Below are 17,557 nucleotides of genomic sequence, written 5' to 3'. Positions count from 1 at the left end.
TTCACCTCACTTATATACAAGTCTGATATGTTCACCGTATTCTTCTTCAATCGTCTTCAATGATATGATCATGCCTTCCAGAAGAACCTGCATTTTCTCATCCGGCACATCAGGCGCCGTGAAACTGAAATAGCCTGTATCCTCATCCACCTGGATGGAAGGGTCGGCATCAGTCATATTGATGATTGCATTGACAGATCCAAACACAACTGCCGAAGCGCCTGCACAGACGATGTCCCTGCCGTGTTCATCGAACATGGCATGACCCGACATGTCGAAGGATTCAACCTGGCCTTCGTCGTTGATATTTATGGATACATTGATCATTAAGCTTCAATCTTTCCGATTGTGAGCTTCGTGTATGGCTGGCGATGTCCCTGCTTGCGGGAATAGTTCTTCCTGCGCTTGAACTTGACAACATTGATCTTCCTGCCACGGCCATGTTTTTCAACTTTAGCGGAAACAGTCGCACCTTCTACAGTCGGGACACCCACTTTAACGGAATCGCCGCCGACAAACAGTACTCTGTCGAAAGTGAATGAATCGCCTGCCTCTGCGTTCAATTTTTCAACGTAGATTGTTTGGCCTTCTTCAACTTTCAGCTGTTTACCACCAGTTTCGATGATTGCAAACATACTTACACCTCCTGATTTAATAAGACACGCCATCTACAGGTGGACAGATGTCACTTTAACCCGTAATTGTGCGGTTGATGTCTACAGATTCACCAACTACTGCATTATACCAACTGCCCCAATGCCTGTCAATGTCTGGATTGCAGGTTATTCCTGACTTTCGATGTCTTGAGCGCCGTCACAAAGACAAAGAAGAACAGTAGGGCATTGAGCAGCAGGCTCGGCGCCGCCCTCAGCGCCAGATAATCGAAAATCGGCATGTAGACGAGATCGAGCACCCTGTAGATGAAATAGATGTACGTTTCATACAGGAAGGTGAGCAGCAGGATGACGAAGGCCATCGCAACGAAATCCTTATAGAACACACGGAATGCCGTATGCATGAAGGCAACGAACGCCACCATGCCGAATGCGTGGACCCCGTAGACGGAACCGATGTACACATCGAGCATCAGACCGGTGACGATACCGATGAATGCACTCATCGACGGACTCACATAGATCGAGATCAGCAGCACGTACATCAGAAGCAGCCGGGGCACAAAATAGACTTCGAGGCCGCTGAACATTACAGGGCTGAATCCCGCGAATAAAAAATCGAGGTACATGAACAGGAGCGAGAACAGGAAGATGATGATCGCCTTCATACTAATCCTCCATCGATTCCGGACTTCTGTTCAGGACGAATACCGTATCGATATCATCCACATTACTCTTCAGCTGGACGTAGGCATTCTGGCTCAGTCCATATTCATCATTCTCGACTTCCACTACCGTGCCGATGATGAGCCCTTCCGGGAAATCGCCGACCAGCCCGCTCGTGAATACCTCGTCCCCTTCTTCAAGACCGCTCCGGTTCTTGATATTCTCCACGACGAGCAGATTGCGTTCATTGTCGTACCTGCTGATATTTCCGTACACCGGTTCATCATCATGCATGATCTCCACCGACAGGTTGTTCTGTGAGACGGAAGTGGTGAGCATTTCTATGTAGCTGCTTCCGCCGTTTGCACGTCTGACCGTACCGATCAGCCCCTCGGTGGTCATCACGGCCATGCCCTCCGTGAGACCGTCAGACTCCCCCTTGTCTATGGTGAAGCTGTCGAGCCACTGGTCGGGTGAGCGTGAAATCACACGGGCCGCCGTCGTGTCATACTCCCTTTTGGAGCTGACATCGAGCGCCTCACGCAGCTCTTCATTTTCAGCTTCCAGGCGCTCTATATCCGCTTCCATCTGGGGGAGCATGTCGAGCTTCGCCTGCAGTTTTTCGTTTTCCTCCAGCGCACCGAAACTTTTTGATATGGTCGAGAAAATATTGCCGACAAAATTCAGTGGGGCACCGATCACTGTCTGGGTACCGGCTGTCGCATCCGCGGTGAACTGTTCAGCTTTGGTCGTCGAATCCCTGTCAGCCATCGAGAATCCGATCAGTAGAATGAGTACTATGATGCCAAAGAGTATCATCAGCATCTTATTTCGGTTGAAAAGCTTATTCACAGTAAGGCGCCTCCATAATCCATTATATCTGCTTAAAAGAATACCACATCCGGATGATTTTTTTAAAGCATATACAAAAAAATAGAGGGGCAAAAGCCCCTCTATTACAGATAAGATAATAATATATATGATATCTAGAACAGGTTTCAAACCAGGTTCTATCAAAGGTCTGATTCAACGATGATGAGTCGGAAAACCTACCTTTTTATGTCGATTTCGTTACATTTATAATGGTACATGTTAGAGGATAATGTTTCAAGGGCAATTTGCGGAAAATTTGCGAAAAAATCACTGCCACATTTCTTTAATGGTGTCAAAACGCTCTATGACAGCATCCAGAACCTCATCATCCACTGCCAGAGAAATCCGTATATAATTTCGTCCCCGTGAGCCAAAAGGCTTGCCCGGCGTGACGAGAATCGACTTTTCCCTGAGCAGGAAACCTGTAAAACTCTCTCCTTCATAGCCTTCCGGTACACGTATCCATCCAAATATCCCACCTGATACAGGGTTCAGAGGTATGCCGGCTTCCTCGAAAGCTTTTTCAATAATATCCCGTCTTTTTTGAAATTTTATATGCTGCTCATCAAGTATTTCCGCTTCATGCTGTAACGCCGTTACAGCAGCATCCTGCAGCACACCCCACATCCCGGTCTGTGTATGATCCTGGTAAATATTGATCGATTCGACCATTTCTTTGTTGCCGACTGCGAAGCCGACCCTGAACCCGGACATATTGAAACCTTTTGACAGTGAATAGATCTCCATCGAACATTCCAGATCCGGGTCACTGCTCAGGATGCTCGGATGCTTTTTATCGAATGAGAACGCAGCATAGGCAAAATCATGGACGATGCGCGTCTTTGTATCTTTGAACTTTTCTACTGTCGCATCAAAAAATTCTTTAGTTGCCACCGCTCCCAAAGGATTCGAAGGATAGTTCAGGTAGATCAGCCTGGCATTAGAAACTTCATCTGCATCCAATGACTCGTAATCCGGCAGAAAATCATTTTCTGCAAGCAGCGGCAAGTCATACACCTCACCCCTCGCCAGTTTGACACCGGCCATATAATCCGGGTATCCCGGATTCGGCAGGTACACTCCTTCACCAGGTTCAATGAATGTCATCGGGAATTGCACCAGTCCGCTTTTGGTACCGTACAGAAGAGCAATATTCCCTTCATCAAGGCCGACATCATAATGTTCCTTATAAAATCTTATGATGGCATCCTTGAAAGACTGCTTGCCCCGGAATGTCCCATACCGTTGGTTTTCAGGCATATATACCGATTCTGTGACGGTCTCTTTGATCAAATCCGGGGTCTCGCCGTCCGGAATACCAACAGCAAGATTCAGGAGCGGCAGTTTACCAATATCCATTTTTTTCGACATCGCGCCGCCAAAATAGCTCGGTGGTATGCTATTTAACAATTCATTTGCCATTTAAAATCCCTCCGGTTTATCGAATCCTTTGAACTCTTCGTCGATTGTCTGTTTGAAATGATCAGATTCAACGGCCTTGATGAGATCATCGGCCATCTTACTGTCCTCATCCTCTCTGTTTATGACAATCTGGTTGCGGAACTTCTCGTTCATCTGTTCAAGCTGCAGTGCATCTTTGAGATCCATACCGCTTGCCAGCGCATAGTTGCCGGGCACAAGAGATAAGCCGATCTGATCCACGCTTCTCGGCAGCTGGCCGGAATCCTGGAACACAAACTCCAGATTCTTGTTGTTCTGGATAATGTCCTCCTGTTCGATCGCAAGCATATTGGCATCTTCACTGATTTCAATCAGGCCGGCATCCTCCAGTGTCTGGAATCCTCTCGAAGAGTTGACCGGATCCAGCGGCAGCGCCACTTCACTGCCGTTTGCGATCGTCTTGAGCGAATCGAACTCGCTTGAGTAGAGTCCCATCGGTGCCGTTGGCACCTGGATCAGGTTCAGGAGTTCAGTGTCATTCTCTTCGTTGAAATCTTCCATGAAAGATACATTCTGATACAGGTTGGCATCCAGATCGCCGTTATGAAGCGCGTTATTCGGCTGGATGTAATCGGTGTATTCCACAATTTCCACCGTGTAGCCCTGTTCTTCAAGCGCCGGTTTCAAAGCCAGATTGACCATGTCACTATATGGTCCGGATGACGCACCGATTGTAATGACCTCGCCTTCGTCCTCATAAAGCAGTATGCTCGTTGCTATGATGACCAGAAGTGCCGACCCTAAAAATATAAGTATACCACGCATCTATCTTCCCTCCTGTCTCTGACTGAGGTAATCACCGATGATCTGGATGAGCTGGACAATGATGATCAGTACGACCACTGTCGCCACCATGGTCACCGTGTCATACCTGTAATAGCCGTAGCGGATGGCAAGGTCGCCGATGCCGCCGCCCCCGACAACCCCTGCCGTTGCACTGAAAGCTACAACCGAAATGATCGTCAGTGTGATTGCCTGTATGATTCCACGTTTCGCTTCGGGAATCAGCACGTCCGTAATGATGAGGTACAATGATGCCCCGCCAGCGATGCTCGCTTCGATCACCCCTTTTTCTATACCATTGAAACTTGTCTCGGCAAGCCTTGCGAACAAAGGGATTGAAGCAACGGACAGTGCCACGCTGGCAAAGACCGGTCCATGAGAACTATTAGTTATCCATGTCGCAAGTGGCATTATCGCCACAATCAGTATGATGAAGGGGAATGAACGGATCACGTTTGTAAGTGCACCGAGAAATGCGTTTAGCGGCTTCATCCCAAAAAGCAGCGGGTTTGAAGTCATGTATAACAATATACCGAGCGGCAGGCCGATAAGCACCGCGAAGAATATTGAAATGGAAACCATCAGCGTCGTCTCAAGCAACGCTCTGTACAAGAGCGGCAGGATTTCTGTCAGTCTACTCATATATTTCCGCCTCCTCTATGCCTTTGGATTCGGCAATAAACGCCCTCAGGTTACCGATTTCCCCGCTATCACCCTGGACATGCAGCATCAGGAATCCGAGCGGCATGCCGTTTATGTATTCGATCCGCCCGTTCAATATGCTGATATCCAGATCAAAATGACGATATAGCTGGTTCACATAGTTCGCTTCCGCGTTTTCATCCAGAAACTTGATTGTGATCACCTGTGAACTGTCCGTCTCTCTGATGTGAGATGGAATCACGAAGTCATAAATATCCTGTACGAAGCCTTTTGTCACGTCATGCTGCGGATGGCTGAAAATACTGTACACATCATTCGTCTCAATAATTTCTCCATCCGACATGACACCGACCCTGTCCGCCACTTCCTTGATGACTTCCATCTCATGTGTGATCAGGACGATTGTTATGCCGAGATCATGATTGATTTTCTTCAGCAGTTTGAGTATATTCTTCGTCGTATCGGGATCCAGTGCGCTGGTCGCCTCGTCACAGAGCAGAACCTCGGGCTCATTGGCCAGCGCACGCGCGATTCCGACCCGCTGCTTCTGGCCGCCGGAGAGGTTCTTCGGCCATGAGTGCTTCTTGTCGGTAAGACCCACAAGTTCGAGCAGTTCATTCACCCTGTCAGCCATTTTACTTCTGTCATATTTACTCGCCTTGAGCACAAACTCGATATTTTCATATACTGTCTTCGATTCAATCAGATTAAACTGCTGGAAAATCATGCCGATCTTCTGCCGTCTCGCACGGAGCTCCTTTTCCGAAAGCCCATCCAGGACAACGCCATTAACAATGACACTGCCTGATGTCGGGCGTTCCAGCAGATTAATCAGCCGCAGCAAAGTACTTTTTCCCGCCCCGCTGAAGCCGATCAGCCCGAAGATCTCCCCGTCCTTTATCGAAAGGTCCGTCTGTTTCAGTGCTTCTACTCTCCTGTTTTTCAATTCGAAGGTTTTGGATACCTCCCGCAGCTCAATGCCCATTCAACCACTCCATTTCCATTAGAAAACCCACCTGCCAAAATCATCGGCAGATGGGTTTCTTAGATTCTATCTGCCAGGCCTCTGCCTGCAGGATTTAGCACAGTACTCAACCGAGTCCGCTGCTGAAGCTTCACAGGGCCTGGTCCCTCCACTTCTCTGGATAAATGAATTATTTGATTGTTTTCAACTTTATAACAACAGACAGACAAAGTCAATACTCTATACCGGTTTTCCCGTCACTTGCATTTCATACATCCGTGAGTACTCCCCGCCGCTCCTCATCAATGACTCGTGATTCCCCTGTTCAGCAATACGCCCGTCCTCAAGCAGGACAATCTGGTCTGAATGCTGTACGGTGGAGAGTCTGTGCGCGATGATGAATGTCGTCCGGTCACGGCTCACGACTTTCATCGCATGCTGGATCATCTGCTCTGTTTCAGAATCGATATTGCTGGTCGCTTCATCCAGTACGAGCACTTTCGGATTGAAGACTAGCGCACGGGCGAACGAAATCAGCTGCCTTTCGCCCAAAGAAAGCGTCGAACCCCTTTCAGTGAGTTCAGTGTGGATGCCCTGATCCATCCTTCCGAGGAGCTCTTCTCCGCCAACACTGACCAGTGCATCCGAGGCCGCTTCCACACTGATTTCTTCATTGTTCAATCTGATGTTATACAGCAGTGAACCGCTGTATATGAAGGGATCCTGGAGGACAATGGACATCCTCTGCCGGAGCGACTGTTTGGAGATCTCCTTCGTATCCCGCCCGTCAAAAAGTATCTGTCCCCGGTCCGGGTCGTAAAACCGCAGCAGCAGGTTTATGATGGAACTCTTCCCCGAGCCCGTATGTCCAACCAGGGCGACCGTTTCCCCCGCAGCCGCTTCGATGTTTATATCAGCAAGCACATTTTCCACACCATCATAGGAGAAACTGACATCCCTGAAGCGTATGTCACCGGTAAACTCCCCGAGTTCCCCCTCATCCTGTGCCTCCGACCGGGCATCGAGCAGTTCGAACACTTTCACCGCGGCCACCCGCGCCTCTTCGAATATATTCAGCTGTCCAATGATGTTGTAGAGCGGATTGAAAAATCGAGTGATATAATCCACCAGAACATACATCGTACCGACAGAGAGCGCCTGCGCATCATCGAGGAAACTGGATGCAAAGATGTAGACCATGACGGCGAATATGAGCGATCTGAAGCTCTCCAGAAGATTCTCTCCTGTCGCACTCTCAAGATTGATCAGACTTTTTGAATTTTTGACATAGTCGTCGTTCAGTTCCCCGAATTCCTCTTCGATCTGACGCTCCCGGTTGAAAACCTGGATGACAGGCATGCCGTTGATCGATTCATTGATCATCGCGTTCATATCACTGTTCCTCTCCCGCTTGTTATGATTGTAGTCGTTTGAATACTTCCGGTAGAGGACCATCCACAAAATGATCACCGGGATGAAGATCAGCATCATGATACCGGTCCACACATTGATCGTGAATATTATGACGGTTATTGTCCCGACAGTCAGCGCACTTACCATGAACATCGGCAGGACCACACTGAACATCTCTAGAATCGTTTCTGTATCATTGGTGATCCGGGCCACCACTCTGCCTGCAGGCAGGTCATCAAAATAGCGGATCGGCAGCTTCTGCACATGGCTGAACACATCATTCCGCATTTTTCGGACGACAAGTCCGCCCGACTTCTGCAGAATGACCGTCTGGAAGTAGCTGAAGATCGCATGAAGGACTTTTATGGCAAAGAAGAGCCCCAGCAGCTCGAATATCGGCGCCAGTTCGATGCTGCCCTCTCCGACCTTGATATGATTATCCAGTATCATCATGGCGATGAACGGACCGAGCAGCTCAAATCCGACCATCAGGACCATGAGCATGATACCGGATGCAAACATCCACTTGTATTCCATTGCATAGCCGAGCAACCGTTTCATTTCCGCCATCATGATGCACCCCCTGTCTGATAATAGTCATTCTGTTCACTGTACCAGCCGCCGCTTTCTTCGAGTTCCCCGTGGGTACCCATTTCCACGATCCGGCCGTCCTCCATCACGATGATGATGTCGGAATGGGTGATTGCAGAGAGCCGGTGTGTCACTATGATCGTCGTTTTGTTTTTCCTTGACTGCCTGATATTATCGATGATCCGCTTTTCGGTTTTTGCATCGACTGCACTGAGTGCATCATCCAGTATGAGGATTTCAGGGTCCTTTATCAGGCTTCTCGCTATTGAAATCCTCTGTTTCTGGCCGCCGGAGAGGGCGACCCCCTTTTCGCCGACCATCGTGTCAAGGCCGTGCGGCATCCGTTCCAGGTCCGAATCCAGCGCACTCAGACGGATGGCCTCCCGCAGCTCCTCCTCCGTCGCCTCTGGTTTGCCGAACCGTATATTGGCCTCCACTGTCCGTGAGAACAGGATGTTCTCCTGCGAGACATACCCAATCTTCGCGCGCAGTTCCTTTCTGCCGAGACGTCCGATATCCTTGCCGTCAATGACCAGACGCCCCTGTGCTTTTGGATAGTACTTCAGCAGCTGCTTGATGAGTGTCGTCTTGCCGCTGCCGGTCCTGCCCGCAATGCCGAGTGTCTGTCCGGATTTCAGTTCGATGCTGACCTGCCTGAGATTCTCCCGCCCGCTCAGCGGATATGTGAAGGATACATCATCAAAGTTCATATCGGTGCTTCCTATGACATCGTTGCCGTCGTCCTTCACATCATCCTCCGTCTCCAGCACTTTGTATATGCGGGTAAGGGAGGCATTGCCCCGCTGCAGTATATTGAATAGCATGCCCAATGCAAACATCGGCCAGACGAGCATGTTGAGGTAGATGTTGAAAGTGACGATGTCACCGATTGTGATGACCCCCCTGTTTGCCAGGATTGCACCGTAACCCAGAGCCACCATGAAGCTCGCCATCGTGACAAGGATCGTGAGCGGCTGGAACAATGCATCGAGCCGCTCCACTTTCATGAACCTGTCGAGATATCCGTCCGTCATCCCCCTGAAGCGCCTGCGCTCGTCTTTCTCCTGGACATAGCTGCGCGTGAGCCTCACACCTTCGACCACTTCCAGTACGGAATTGTTCATGTCACTGAAAGCTTCCTGGCTCTCCTTATGCGCCGCGTTGATCTTCCGGCCCAGTTTCCCCTCTATCAGTGCAAGCAGCGGGAGCGGCAGCAGTGCGTAGAAGGTCAGCTCCCATGACACCGTCACCCCCATCGCAAGGATGATCGTCCCCATGAAAGTCGTCGCATCGATCAGCGTGAGCACACCCCATGCAGTCGCCTGATGGACACTCCGGAGATCGTTCGTCGCCCGTGCCATCAGATCACCGGTTTTATTCTTCTCGAAAAAGGCCGGTGACATCATGAGGAATTTCCGCATCAGCTTCATCCGGATTATGCTCTCAATCTTCACCGCACCTCCGATGAGCATGTACTGCCACAGGAATCCGCCGGCGTAGCTCAGCAGGATGACCACGGCAAATGCGATGATCAGCTGCCACATCAGCATCCCTGTGATTTCCCCCGTACTGATGAAATCAATCGCCCGCCCGATCAGCTGGGCCGGAATCACCTCAAGTATGTTGACGATGATCAGCACGAGAAGGATTGAAATATAACGCCACTTATTCTCTTTAAAGAACCATTTCAATTTAATAAGAAATTCAAACATGATTTAACCACCCTGTCCCATAACCAGGGCCTTTATCAACAGTTACCCCCGATAAAACCCCTTGGCGTTCTTAGTTGCCGCGTACACTTCAGATGAATGTTCAAGTGCCTTTTAATTTCAGATGTCAGCATAATACGTTAACCCCTTTATTTCAGAATTTTCTTAAAAATAACAACAAAAAAAGTGCGCACCATTTTTGTGCACACTGAAAATTTGCATAAAAATAGGGAGGCCTGGGCCTCCCTATCACAGATAAGATAATAATATATATGATATCTAGAGCAGGTTATGATGAATAATCAGGCTCTATCAAAGGAGGCACCATTATGAAGTTTGCTGTATATAACTTGAGCTGAGTTAAACATCAGGTTGTCCTCCTTTATATGTTATTTTTAAGACATGTTCATCATATCGTAATAATTTTCGGTTATCAACACATTTTACAAATGTTACGGTGATGTAATACTCCTGTAATATAAAACCTGATCAAACCGCCTCTTTTAACACTGCAAGATCATTTATATTACAATGACAGTAAAAGCGAAGGAGCATCCAAAATGAAAATACTGTTGCTCGGCGCCACCGGACGCGTCGGAAGCCACATACTGAATCATGCACTGGAAGGCGGACACCACGTCAACGCCCTCGTCCGCAATACGGATAAGATCGGAATCTACGATGAAAAACTGGACATCACCCCGGGCAATGTCCTGAATAGAGAAAGCATCAGGGAAGCGATAGAGGGCGCCGATCTGGTAATCAGCGCCCTTGGTACAGACGGCGGAACCACCCTGTCCGAGAGCATGCCGCTCATCCTCGAAGCCATGCAGCAGGAAGGAGTGGAACGCATCATAACAATCGGCACAGCTGGAATACTCGAGAGCCGTGCCGAACCGGGGAAACTGCGCTACCAATCCAGTGAATCAAGGCGCAGGACCACAAGAGCCGCACGCGAGCACCACAAAGTCTATGAACTGCTTGAAAGTTCAGGACTCGATTGGACAATTGTCTGTCCCACGTATCTTCCTGATGGTGAATATACCGGAAAATATCGGGTAGAACGCAATTTCCTGCCTGAAAATGGAAAAAGCATTTCTGTACCGGATACCGCGGAATTTGCATTCAGGCAGATCGAAGATGACAGTTATGTAAAATCGCGGGTGGGCATAGCCTATTAGATAATAGTGAAAAAACACTATATATATTTAAAAAACAACACTCAATTTACTTTCGTTAACATTTCATATATAATAAATAAAAAGTTACTTTTTACATTTCTGGTGACATACTATAGATTTTTCTGCATCGATTTTTGTTAGATGGTTAACGGGGGGAAAATATGAAATCATACTGGCTGAACATTCCTGTCAAAGACGTGCAGGCCTCCATGGATTTCTTCAAACAAATAGGCTTTGAGGTAAATGCAGGTGAAGATGAAACCCTCGCGCAAGTTATGGCGGGTGAGCAACCGATACTGCTTTTCAGGGAAGATGTCCTCCAGTCCTCCATGGGCGGAGAACTTACTGATACTAAAGCCGGCAACGAATTCATAGTCTCATTCAGCATGGAGACGAATGAAGAGGTCGATGATCTTAGTAGAAAGATTACACTGAACGGCGGCCGGGTGCTGAACGGTCCTGCTGAAATCAGAGGCTACTACGGTTGCCTGTTTACTGACCTGGATGGTCACAAATACAATGTGATTGTCATGTAGCGATGAATTTAACACTAAGCGGGTACCGGACAGATTCCGGTACCCGCTTTTGAACGTTACAAATACATATGATTGAACCATGGACCAGTTGATTATCCCTCCCCCGCTGATCAATCAATAGTTCTTTCCGTATAAGAATTGTACTGCCCCTGTTTAAACATCGAGATATACTGGATGAGTCATTCGTTGAACACACCGATATAAGGACTTTATACACGTATAACAACTGGATGAGACGCTCCCCCTCCCAAAGACTGAAACACATTGAACTCCAGCCGTTCAAACAAATCACTTTCAATTGCAGATGACCAGGCCCGGGCAGGATGTCATATATCCTATGGCATTTTATGATTTCATATACTTATCATATACCTTCAAGTGGACTCAAAGTCAAAATTTCAACTTGCTCCAATATCGTTTTACCGGAATATAAAAGACAGCAGATCCATTATGAAATAGACCTGCTGCCCCTTCTGTTCGTTTTTAGTTATTGATATATCTTTCGTAGATTTCACCATAATCCTGTTTTTGATACTGTTCATAAGTCTCTTTGTACCAATCGAAGCTAAACTCAGTCAGAGCCTTGTACTGATTAGCAGTATCACCCTCGCCGAGACGTGAATTCTGAAGAATCTGCACCGCCTTGTCCAGACTCTGTTCAGCATGTCTGCCGACGATTTTGTTTTCATATGCCTGTTCAGAGATGAAGAGCAGTGCTTTGTACAGATCTTTCAGACGATCGATTTCATTCTTTTGAACATCAATCACAAACGGCACATTGCCCATGTTGAACTTGATCTGAATGTCGATATCAATCGTCCCCGCTGTTTCAAGCAGTACATTATTCACTTCATATTGAGTATAAGGATAACGTTTCAGTGTACGCTTTGAAGAAGTCGCCTTCTCACCATCCACATGAATGATCGCCAGGTTGGTGAAGCAGTACTCATCCATTTTAGTTTTGATCAGGAAATAAATCTTTTCATCATCTTCATGTCTTACATAATCATCCGCATCCGTTTTGTCAAAATCAACCGGGTCAATGATCTTGCCGATATCAGACAAGCCGAGAGCATCCGAAGCCATTTTCTTAAACATAGGAACTTCCTTTCAATTGTAAAAATTATTATTTGAAAAGTAAGTATAACAATACTGGTATAAGGAATGCGAGGGATATCCAGATATCCTACCAGTCAGAAGAGAAATACAGATTGTATTTCTCGTAGTCCAGAAATTTTGCATGGTAGAAATCACCCGCCGCCTGATGGACATATGCATGATAGATCTGATCATACTTATAAGAACCAAAAAACGGTCCGGGGAATGTCGGCATGAGAAGATGCGCTTTTTCGGGATTATGGCGTATTTCGTTCAGCATCAAATATATATCATTAATCATCTCATAAGTCAGTTGTACTTTACCACAGTTTTCAAGCTCGTATTGTTTAACGAAATAACCCTGCAGTGCATTGAACTTCCTGTAATAGCTGTATTCAATAACCTCTTTCGTTTCCTTGTCCTCAAGATAAATATACATATCCAGTCCCATGTGCGTGCCCCCTATTTTATGTAATTCATTTCCTTTAGACTGATATACTTCCCCGACCCTATGATTATATGGTCCAGGAAATCAACACCGATGATATCCCCGCATTCATGCAGCCTTTTAGTTACTTCAATATCCTCCCTTGATGGGGACGGGTCCCCGCTTGGATGATTGTGAACGCAAATGATCGCTGCTGCACTTCTCTTAACCGCTTCTTTGTAAATTTCCCTCGGGTGTACAATGGAACTGTTCAATGATCCTTTGAACATCGTCTGCTGGTGAATGATCATATTTTTTGTGGAAAGGAATAACACAACAAAATGTTCCTGCTGATAGTACCTCAGTTTCTCCATGAGAAGATCGCATACGTCCTCCGGACTCTTTATATACACATCCTCTTCCTGAGAGTGTGTATGCATCCTTATCGCAATTTCTATAACCGCGAGGATGGTAATTGCTTTGGCAGCCCCGATGCCTTTTAACTGTATGAGCTCCTGATATGTCAGATTACGAAGCTCCCGGATGGACTTCATGTCTTTTATGATCCTGTTGGCAACAGTAATACTGGACTCATCTCTGCTTCCGGTGTTTATTATGATGGCAAGCAGTTCCTGGTTTGTAAGGTTATCCGCACCGTATGTCATGAGTCTCTCACGCGGTTTGTCTGCTGTGTGCATTTCTTTAATCATCATTGTCATAGGAAACCTCCATAATAAATAAGATTGAATTCTTCATACAGGAAAAAGCAAAGAACAGCGGCGGTGGAGATGAAGGGGACAAGGGGAATCTTTTCGTTCTTATATTCTTTGTACAGATTGATCACTATGACAAACAGACCGCCAATTATATAAGTGAGCAGTATTGTATAAATGAAGAAATTTACCGGAGTGATCAGAGTAAGCACTGTAAACAATTTGATATCACCGTAACCGATCGATTCGGAAAAAAGGGAATATACAAGATGCAAAAGAAGGATGATGGAAAAGTCCCTTATCGGTTCTATATAATACAGCTCCGTCAAATAAAGACCGGTAACCAGAAAGAGTAGATTCATATGATTCGGTATGGTCAATGTATTAAAATCATGGAAAGAGACAGGCACCAAAAGTGCAACAACCAGATAATATAAGGTATAGTCCGCAAGCCCCAGTTCAAAAAATAAAGGCAGGACAAAAAGAATGATTACAATGATTTCACATAATGGATAACTGATATCTATTTTCTTTCTACAAAATTTACATCTTCCTTGCAATAGTAGAAAGCTTACTACAGGTAACAAATGATGCCATCTTAAATTCCCATTACATCTGTCACACTGGCTCCTTCTATACATGAAACTAATGCTTTCCATAGAAGTTGCTGCATATATGAACGATGCAATTATGCCTCCGGTTAAAATCAATGCCAGCATATTATCCCCTCCGTATCATTTCATAGCCATCATAGCCATCTTTACGACTGATGTAAAAATGCAAAAATGCGATACTTGTCTATTAACTGTCTGTTTAATTGAAATCTGCTCAATAATACAGTACAGATTCCTGGTTTCTGGATTATTATCATTAAAATCATGCATAATTGTCTAATTTTTAATCCCTCCTTTTACTGCAAATTAAAAAAGCTCCGGGGATACCCGGAGCTTTTTACATCTCTCTTCATACTTCATCAGTCAGGTGGCACTACCTCGCACCACCGCCGCCTCCACCGCCTGCTCCGGCTCCGCCGCCGGCGCCGGTTGCGCCGCCACTGCCGGAGGCTGCGGATGAGTTGAAACCGCCCTGACCGAGTCCTGTCGACCAGCTCTTGGTTGCCAGGTGTGGCCCGTAGTAGTAGTGGACGTATGACGGATATGTTTCACTACTGCCTTCAGGGGTGAGTTTGGCCAGGTGCTTCTTGACTTCCTCACCTTCGCCGGCGAGAACACTCCAGATCATATGCTGTCTGTAGTTTTCATCTTCAAGGACATGGCTGTAGTTCTCTTTGAGATGATTCCTGTACTGGACAAGGTGATCCAGGAGGCTCTCCCCTTTTTCTGTCGGTATTGTGATTGGCACTGTAATACCGAATATCTTCTCTTTATCAAACTCAAAATATTCTTCCGCTTCCAGCCGCTCAAGGGAATACTTCGTCACTTCATCTGCAACTTTGCTGACTGATTTCGCATTTTCCTTCGACCATTTCGTAAATCTTTTCTCATCGATATGGCCGTCATCATCCGCTGCATCCAAAAGCATGCGCCACAGAATCGGTTCGTATCCATCTTCCCCAAGTTCCATATCCTTCAATTTCTTACTGAGTTCTTTGAATGATTCTGAATTATCTGTTTCAACCTTTTGATAATCATGGATGATGATTTCAGATTTACTCTTATCCAGTTTTTTACTGTCCTTCCCGTCGATTTCAATCGTGATGCGCCCTTCATCCGTCCACTTCATCAAGCTAGCCTGGAATATTTCCTCGAACCCTCCCATTTGAAGATGCTTGAGGGCAAAGGCAACAGATGCATAATCGTCAATTTGTGGAGGATTCGCAGTCTTGTTTTCTTTATTCCTCCGTTTGATAGCGGCTGCCGAATCGATATGACCGGCTTTTGACATCCTGGAAGTAAAACGCTTTGCGATGAGTGTCATTGCAAGCCCCAGGGCGACCATGCCCCCGACAATCGATCCGATTGCCCATCCGCTCATACTGCCGTCATCATAGATGGAACCGTCTTTCGCCGCTTCAGCCTCCTCTTCCAATGTGCCGTCATCAGTCACGTCTGTATCATAAGTACCCGGCGGAAAATGCATGAGCAATACGGCATCATTCGCATCGGTCAGTGACTCTTCGGCATCCCACGTAATACCACCGTCCGACCGGCTGATATCACCTTCAAAACCGAACCCCCAGAACTGCATTTCTTCACCGAACGGGTTGTCCGAGGTCACATTCATGGTGAAATTCTCTGTTGGCAGATCACTGAATGTATCGAAGTTCCAGTACAATGACTGACCGTCCTCGAGGTTCCGTACCACATTTTCAAGGGTGTAATGCACAACGTATGTCTGCTCACCATACTCGCCGATGCCCCACACGAGTTCGGTGCCGTCTTCTGTATCGATCATCCCATATTTTCCGGCCTTTTCTTCCAGATTTGCATCCGGGTCCCACTCGGATTGTTCGGTATAGCCCTCAACTGAAAAATCAGTGATTTCAACTTCACCCATATCCTCTTCATTGAAGGTCATGTAATTTTCGGTGCCTTCTGTCATATTCGCCTCACGTGTCTCAGTCACGCTTACAGAACCGTCTTCATTGATTTCTATGTCCATTTCCAAATTGCTGATCTCATTCGCATCAGCATCCGGCGACAGCATCAGAACCGCTGTCAGAGCAAAAAGCATACTCAGCAGATGCTTCATCATCGTTTTCCCCTTTCGTATATAAGGTGTAAATGTCATCCTTACATTCATTATTTCATTTTTCCGCGGTAAAGACGACATTAAAAGATGAATTTTTTCATTCTCATTAAAAAAACCGAAATCCGATATTCAATCGGTTTCCGGTTTGGACGGGAGAATATATCATAGATGCTCCGGTGAGAGTTCACCCACATAGCTGAACTTTCCCCTGCATTTCCTGCAAATATACCTTTTTTCATATCCCTTGATATTTTTACTGAATCGGTATCTGCATCTTCTGCATTCATAAAGGTGGCTTCGGCCTTTATAGGCATAGGTCCTCGTCCTGGAGATCCCCAGCCTGTCCAGTGTGCTGATGAACAGGGCATCAGAATCCCTATAAGGTTTATCCTGGGTGTACAGTGCATAATGTACACATTCATGGTAAAGGACATCAAGGATCGCTTCTTCCGAATTATGGACAATGAATTCATGGGACATCACTATCTCTGTTTTTACATCCCCGCCTCGTATGTACTTTACTTGGAATGCACCAAGTCTTGATTTCATGCGGCTTGAAATTCTTAAAGGAACGCCGAGCGGCATATCAAAATTCCTTTCAAGAAACTCATCCGCATGTCTTTTAAGTGTCCCGGAGTCCATCACTCTTCCTCTGCCACTTCATCAAAGAAATACTTTTCAAGGCGGATTGGCTTCCTTTCATTGAAATCATATTGTTTCAAGTCATCAAGATCCTGAAGGTAGACATCCAGAGAATCGGACAGCATCAAATTCACCGGAGCTTCATGTTCGGGATCCTTTTCCTGGTAAAGGACGATGAATTTACCTTTTGCCTTGGCATAGCCGATTTCAAATGCAGTGCCCGGATCGACGTGCTTCCCCTCATAGTCATGCACAGCCACTATTGCATCACACCACTCGACGTGCTTGATATCATTATTATATACAGTCTCCCGCCATTCATCGGAGCCATGTTCCAAATGATCCACCTGCTGCAGTCTCGGTGAAAACACCTCTGTCACAGTACTATTTTCTTCCAGTGCCTTCTCCACTCCTTGCACTCTGTGCAGCTGTTCCTGGTTAAAGAACGGACTTCCCAAATATATTTTCATCACTTTCACCTCTCTCAATAATATATCAGATTTCCATTCCG

Annotated in this window: 19 protein-coding genes, 1 riboswitch and 1 other annotated feature; of the genes, 2 read left to right on the top strand and 17 right to left on the bottom strand. The window is 46.5% G+C overall.

The window, feature by feature from the left end:
• Nucleotides 1-6: 6 nt before the first annotated feature.
• The 10 genes from WN59_RS00735 to WN59_RS00690 all read right to left on the bottom strand — a co-directional run bounded on the left by WN59_RS00735 (nucleotide 7) and on the right by WN59_RS00690 (nucleotide 9,740).
• On the bottom strand, nucleotides 7-327 hold the full coding sequence (locus WN59_RS00735; protein ID WP_046511103.1) for a ribosomal-processing cysteine protease Prp: 321 nt from the start codon (nucleotides 325-327) through the stop codon (nucleotides 7-9).
• Nucleotides 327-635 (bottom strand): 50S ribosomal protein L21, encoded by a 309-nt coding sequence (gene rplU / locus WN59_RS00730; protein WP_046511099.1) that lies wholly within the window; start codon nucleotides 633-635, stop codon nucleotides 327-329. The genes WN59_RS00735 and rplU overlap by 1 nt, the downstream gene beginning before the upstream one ends.
• Nucleotides 636-647: 12 nt before the next feature.
• Nucleotides 648-721 (bottom strand) — a sequence feature (ribosomal protein L21 leader region).
• A 42-nt stretch (nucleotides 722-763) separates the two neighbouring features.
• Nucleotides 764-1,282 carry a rod shape-determining protein MreD gene (gene mreD, locus WN59_RS00725; protein ID WP_046511095.1) on the bottom strand — a complete coding sequence of 173 codons (519 nt, stop codon included), beginning with the start codon at nucleotides 1,280-1,282 and terminating at the stop codon, nucleotides 764-766.
• 1 nt (nucleotide 1,283) lies between these two features.
• On the bottom strand, nucleotides 1,284-2,132 hold the full coding sequence (mreC, locus tag WN59_RS00720) for a rod shape-determining protein MreC (RefSeq protein WP_046511093.1): 849 nt from the start codon (nucleotides 2,130-2,132) through the stop codon (nucleotides 1,284-1,286).
• Nucleotides 2,133-2,420: 288 nt separating this feature from the next.
• Nucleotides 2,421-3,575, bottom strand: a complete 1,155-nt coding sequence (locus tag WN59_RS00715; RefSeq protein ID WP_046511090.1) for an aminotransferase class I/II-fold pyridoxal phosphate-dependent enzyme — start codon at nucleotides 3,573-3,575, stop codon at nucleotides 2,421-2,423.
• Nucleotides 3,576-4,379: a MetQ/NlpA family ABC transporter substrate-binding protein gene (locus WN59_RS00710; RefSeq protein WP_046511087.1), complete on the bottom strand. Its 804-nt coding sequence runs from the start codon at nucleotides 4,377-4,379 to the stop codon at nucleotides 3,576-3,578.
• Nucleotides 4,380-5,039 (bottom strand): methionine ABC transporter permease, encoded by a 660-nt coding sequence (locus tag WN59_RS00705; protein WP_046511083.1) that lies wholly within the window; start codon nucleotides 5,037-5,039, stop codon nucleotides 4,380-4,382.
• The gene (locus WN59_RS00700; protein ID WP_046511080.1) at nucleotides 5,032-6,045 is read right to left on the bottom strand and encodes a methionine ABC transporter ATP-binding protein; all 1,014 of its coding nucleotides are present in this window, start codon (nucleotides 6,043-6,045) and stop codon (nucleotides 5,032-5,034) included. Before WN59_RS00700 ends, WN59_RS00705 begins: the two co-directional genes overlap by 8 nt.
• A 63-nt stretch (nucleotides 6,046-6,108) precedes the next feature.
• Nucleotides 6,109-6,212: riboswitch (SAM riboswitch) on the bottom strand.
• A gap of 52 nt (nucleotides 6,213-6,264) precedes the next feature.
• Complete coding sequence (locus WN59_RS00695) at nucleotides 6,265-8,007, bottom strand: ABC transporter ATP-binding protein (RefSeq protein WP_046512703.1); 1,743 nt, start codon at nucleotides 8,005-8,007, stop codon at nucleotides 6,265-6,267.
• Entirely contained in the window at nucleotides 8,007-9,740 is a 1,734-nt protein-coding gene (locus tag WN59_RS00690) for an ABC transporter ATP-binding protein (RefSeq protein WP_046511077.1), read from the bottom strand. Before WN59_RS00690 ends, WN59_RS00695 begins: the two co-directional genes overlap by 1 nt.
• A 557-nt stretch (nucleotides 9,741-10,297) precedes the next feature.
• On the opposite strand from WN59_RS00690, the gene WN59_RS00685 reads away from it, so the two are divergent.
• Nucleotides 10,298-10,918: an NAD(P)-dependent oxidoreductase gene (locus WN59_RS00685; RefSeq protein ID WP_046511074.1), complete on the top strand. Its 621-nt coding sequence runs from the start codon at nucleotides 10,298-10,300 to the stop codon at nucleotides 10,916-10,918.
• Nucleotides 10,919-11,079: 161 nt separating this feature from the next.
• Nucleotides 11,080-11,454, top strand: coding sequence for a VOC family protein (locus WN59_RS00680; RefSeq protein WP_046511071.1), 375 nt, complete (start codon nucleotides 11,080-11,082; stop codon nucleotides 11,452-11,454).
• 483 nt (nucleotides 11,455-11,937) lie between these two features.
• Here the strand turns inward: WN59_RS00680 and WN59_RS00675 are convergent, their stop codons facing one another.
• The 7 genes from WN59_RS00675 to WN59_RS00645 form a co-directional block, all read right to left on the bottom strand.
• Nucleotides 11,938-12,552, bottom strand: coding sequence for a PH domain-containing protein (locus WN59_RS00675; protein WP_046511064.1), 615 nt, complete (start codon nucleotides 12,550-12,552; stop codon nucleotides 11,938-11,940).
• An 88-nt stretch (nucleotides 12,553-12,640) separates the two neighbouring features.
• Complete coding sequence (locus WN59_RS00670) at nucleotides 12,641-13,003, bottom strand: hypothetical protein (RefSeq protein WP_046511061.1); 363 nt, start codon at nucleotides 13,001-13,003, stop codon at nucleotides 12,641-12,643.
• Nucleotides 13,004-13,014: 11 nt separating this feature from the next.
• On the bottom strand, nucleotides 13,015-13,698 hold the full coding sequence (gene radC, locus WN59_RS00665) for a RadC family protein (protein WP_046511058.1): 684 nt from the start codon (nucleotides 13,696-13,698) through the stop codon (nucleotides 13,015-13,017).
• A complete protein-coding gene (locus WN59_RS00660; RefSeq protein WP_046511055.1) occupies nucleotides 13,695-14,411 on the bottom strand; it encodes a prepilin peptidase in 717 nt (238 codons plus the stop codon). Before WN59_RS00660 ends, radC begins: the two co-directional genes overlap by 4 nt.
• Nucleotides 14,412-14,679: 268 nt before the next feature.
• Nucleotides 14,680-16,404 carry a DUF2207 domain-containing protein gene (locus WN59_RS00655; protein ID WP_052747209.1) on the bottom strand — a complete coding sequence of 575 codons (1,725 nt, stop codon included), beginning with the start codon at nucleotides 16,402-16,404 and terminating at the stop codon, nucleotides 14,680-14,682.
• Between the two features lie 162 nt (nucleotides 16,405-16,566).
• Nucleotides 16,567-17,046 carry a SprT-like domain-containing protein gene (locus WN59_RS00650; protein ID WP_046511052.1) on the bottom strand — a complete coding sequence of 160 codons (480 nt, stop codon included), beginning with the start codon at nucleotides 17,044-17,046 and terminating at the stop codon, nucleotides 16,567-16,569.
• Nucleotides 17,046-17,516, bottom strand: coding sequence for a nucleoside 2-deoxyribosyltransferase (locus WN59_RS00645; RefSeq protein WP_052747205.1), 471 nt, complete (start codon nucleotides 17,514-17,516; stop codon nucleotides 17,046-17,048). The genes WN59_RS00650 and WN59_RS00645 overlap by 1 nt, the downstream gene beginning before the upstream one ends.
• Nucleotides 17,517-17,557 lie beyond the last annotated feature (41 nt).

This window comes from Salinicoccus sediminis, from assembly GCF_000986795.1.
In the GTDB taxonomy this organism is placed as follows: Bacteria; Bacillota; Bacilli; order Staphylococcales; family Salinicoccaceae; genus Salinicoccus; species Salinicoccus sediminis.
This window is presented reverse-complemented; position numbering and strand designations above follow the sequence as displayed.

Bases quoted from the DNA above. Each gene is read 5' to 3' on its own strand.
- WN59_RS00735 (WP_046511103.1), bottom strand. From the start codon at position 327: ATGATCAATGTATCCATAAATATCAACGACGAAGGCCAGGTTGAATCC.
- rplU (WP_046511099.1), bottom strand. From the start codon at position 635: ATGTTTGCAATCATCGAAACTGGTGGTAAACAGCTGAAAGTTGAAGAA.
- mreD (WP_046511095.1), bottom strand. From the start codon at position 1,282: ATGAAGGCGATCATCATCTTCCTGTTCTCGCTCCTGTTCATGTACCTC.
- WN59_RS00715 (WP_046511090.1), bottom strand. From the start codon at position 3,575: ATGGCAAATGAATTGTTAAATAGCATACCACCGAGCTATTTTGGCGGC.
- WN59_RS00710 (WP_046511087.1), bottom strand. From the start codon at position 4,379: ATGCGTGGTATACTTATATTTTTAGGGTCGGCACTTCTGGTCATCATA.
- WN59_RS00705 (WP_046511083.1), bottom strand. From the start codon at position 5,039: ATGAGTAGACTGACAGAAATCCTGCCGCTCTTGTACAGAGCGTTGCTT.
- WN59_RS00700 (WP_046511080.1), bottom strand. From the start codon at position 6,045: ATGGGCATTGAGCTGCGGGAGGTATCCAAAACCTTCGAATTGAAAAAC.
- WN59_RS00695 (WP_046512703.1), bottom strand. From the start codon at position 8,007: ATGGCGGAAATGAAACGGTTGCTCGGCTATGCAATGGAATACAAGTGG.
- WN59_RS00690 (WP_046511077.1), bottom strand. From the start codon at position 9,740: ATGTTTGAATTTCTTATTAAATTGAAATGGTTCTTTAAAGAGAATAAG.
- WN59_RS00685 (WP_046511074.1), top strand. From the start codon at position 10,298: ATGAAAATACTGTTGCTCGGCGCCACCGGACGCGTCGGAAGCCACATA.
- WN59_RS00680 (WP_046511071.1), top strand. From the start codon at position 11,080: ATGAAATCATACTGGCTGAACATTCCTGTCAAAGACGTGCAGGCCTCC.
- WN59_RS00675 (WP_046511064.1), bottom strand. From the start codon at position 12,552: ATGTTTAAGAAAATGGCTTCGGATGCTCTCGGCTTGTCTGATATCGGC.
- WN59_RS00670 (WP_046511061.1), bottom strand. From the start codon at position 13,003: ATGGGACTGGATATGTATATTTATCTTGAGGACAAGGAAACGAAAGAG.
- radC (WP_046511058.1), bottom strand. From the start codon at position 13,698: ATGACAATGATGATTAAAGAAATGCACACAGCAGACAAACCGCGTGAG.
- WN59_RS00660 (WP_046511055.1), bottom strand. From the start codon at position 14,411: ATGCTGGCATTGATTTTAACCGGAGGCATAATTGCATCGTTCATATAT.
- WN59_RS00655 (WP_052747209.1), bottom strand. From the start codon at position 16,404: ATGAAGCATCTGCTGAGTATGCTTTTTGCTCTGACAGCGGTTCTGATG.
- WN59_RS00650 (WP_046511052.1), bottom strand. From the start codon at position 17,046: ATGGACTCCGGGACACTTAAAAGACATGCGGATGAGTTTCTTGAAAGG.
- WN59_RS00645 (WP_052747205.1), bottom strand. From the start codon at position 17,516: ATGAAAATATATTTGGGAAGTCCGTTCTTTAACCAGGAACAGCTGCAC.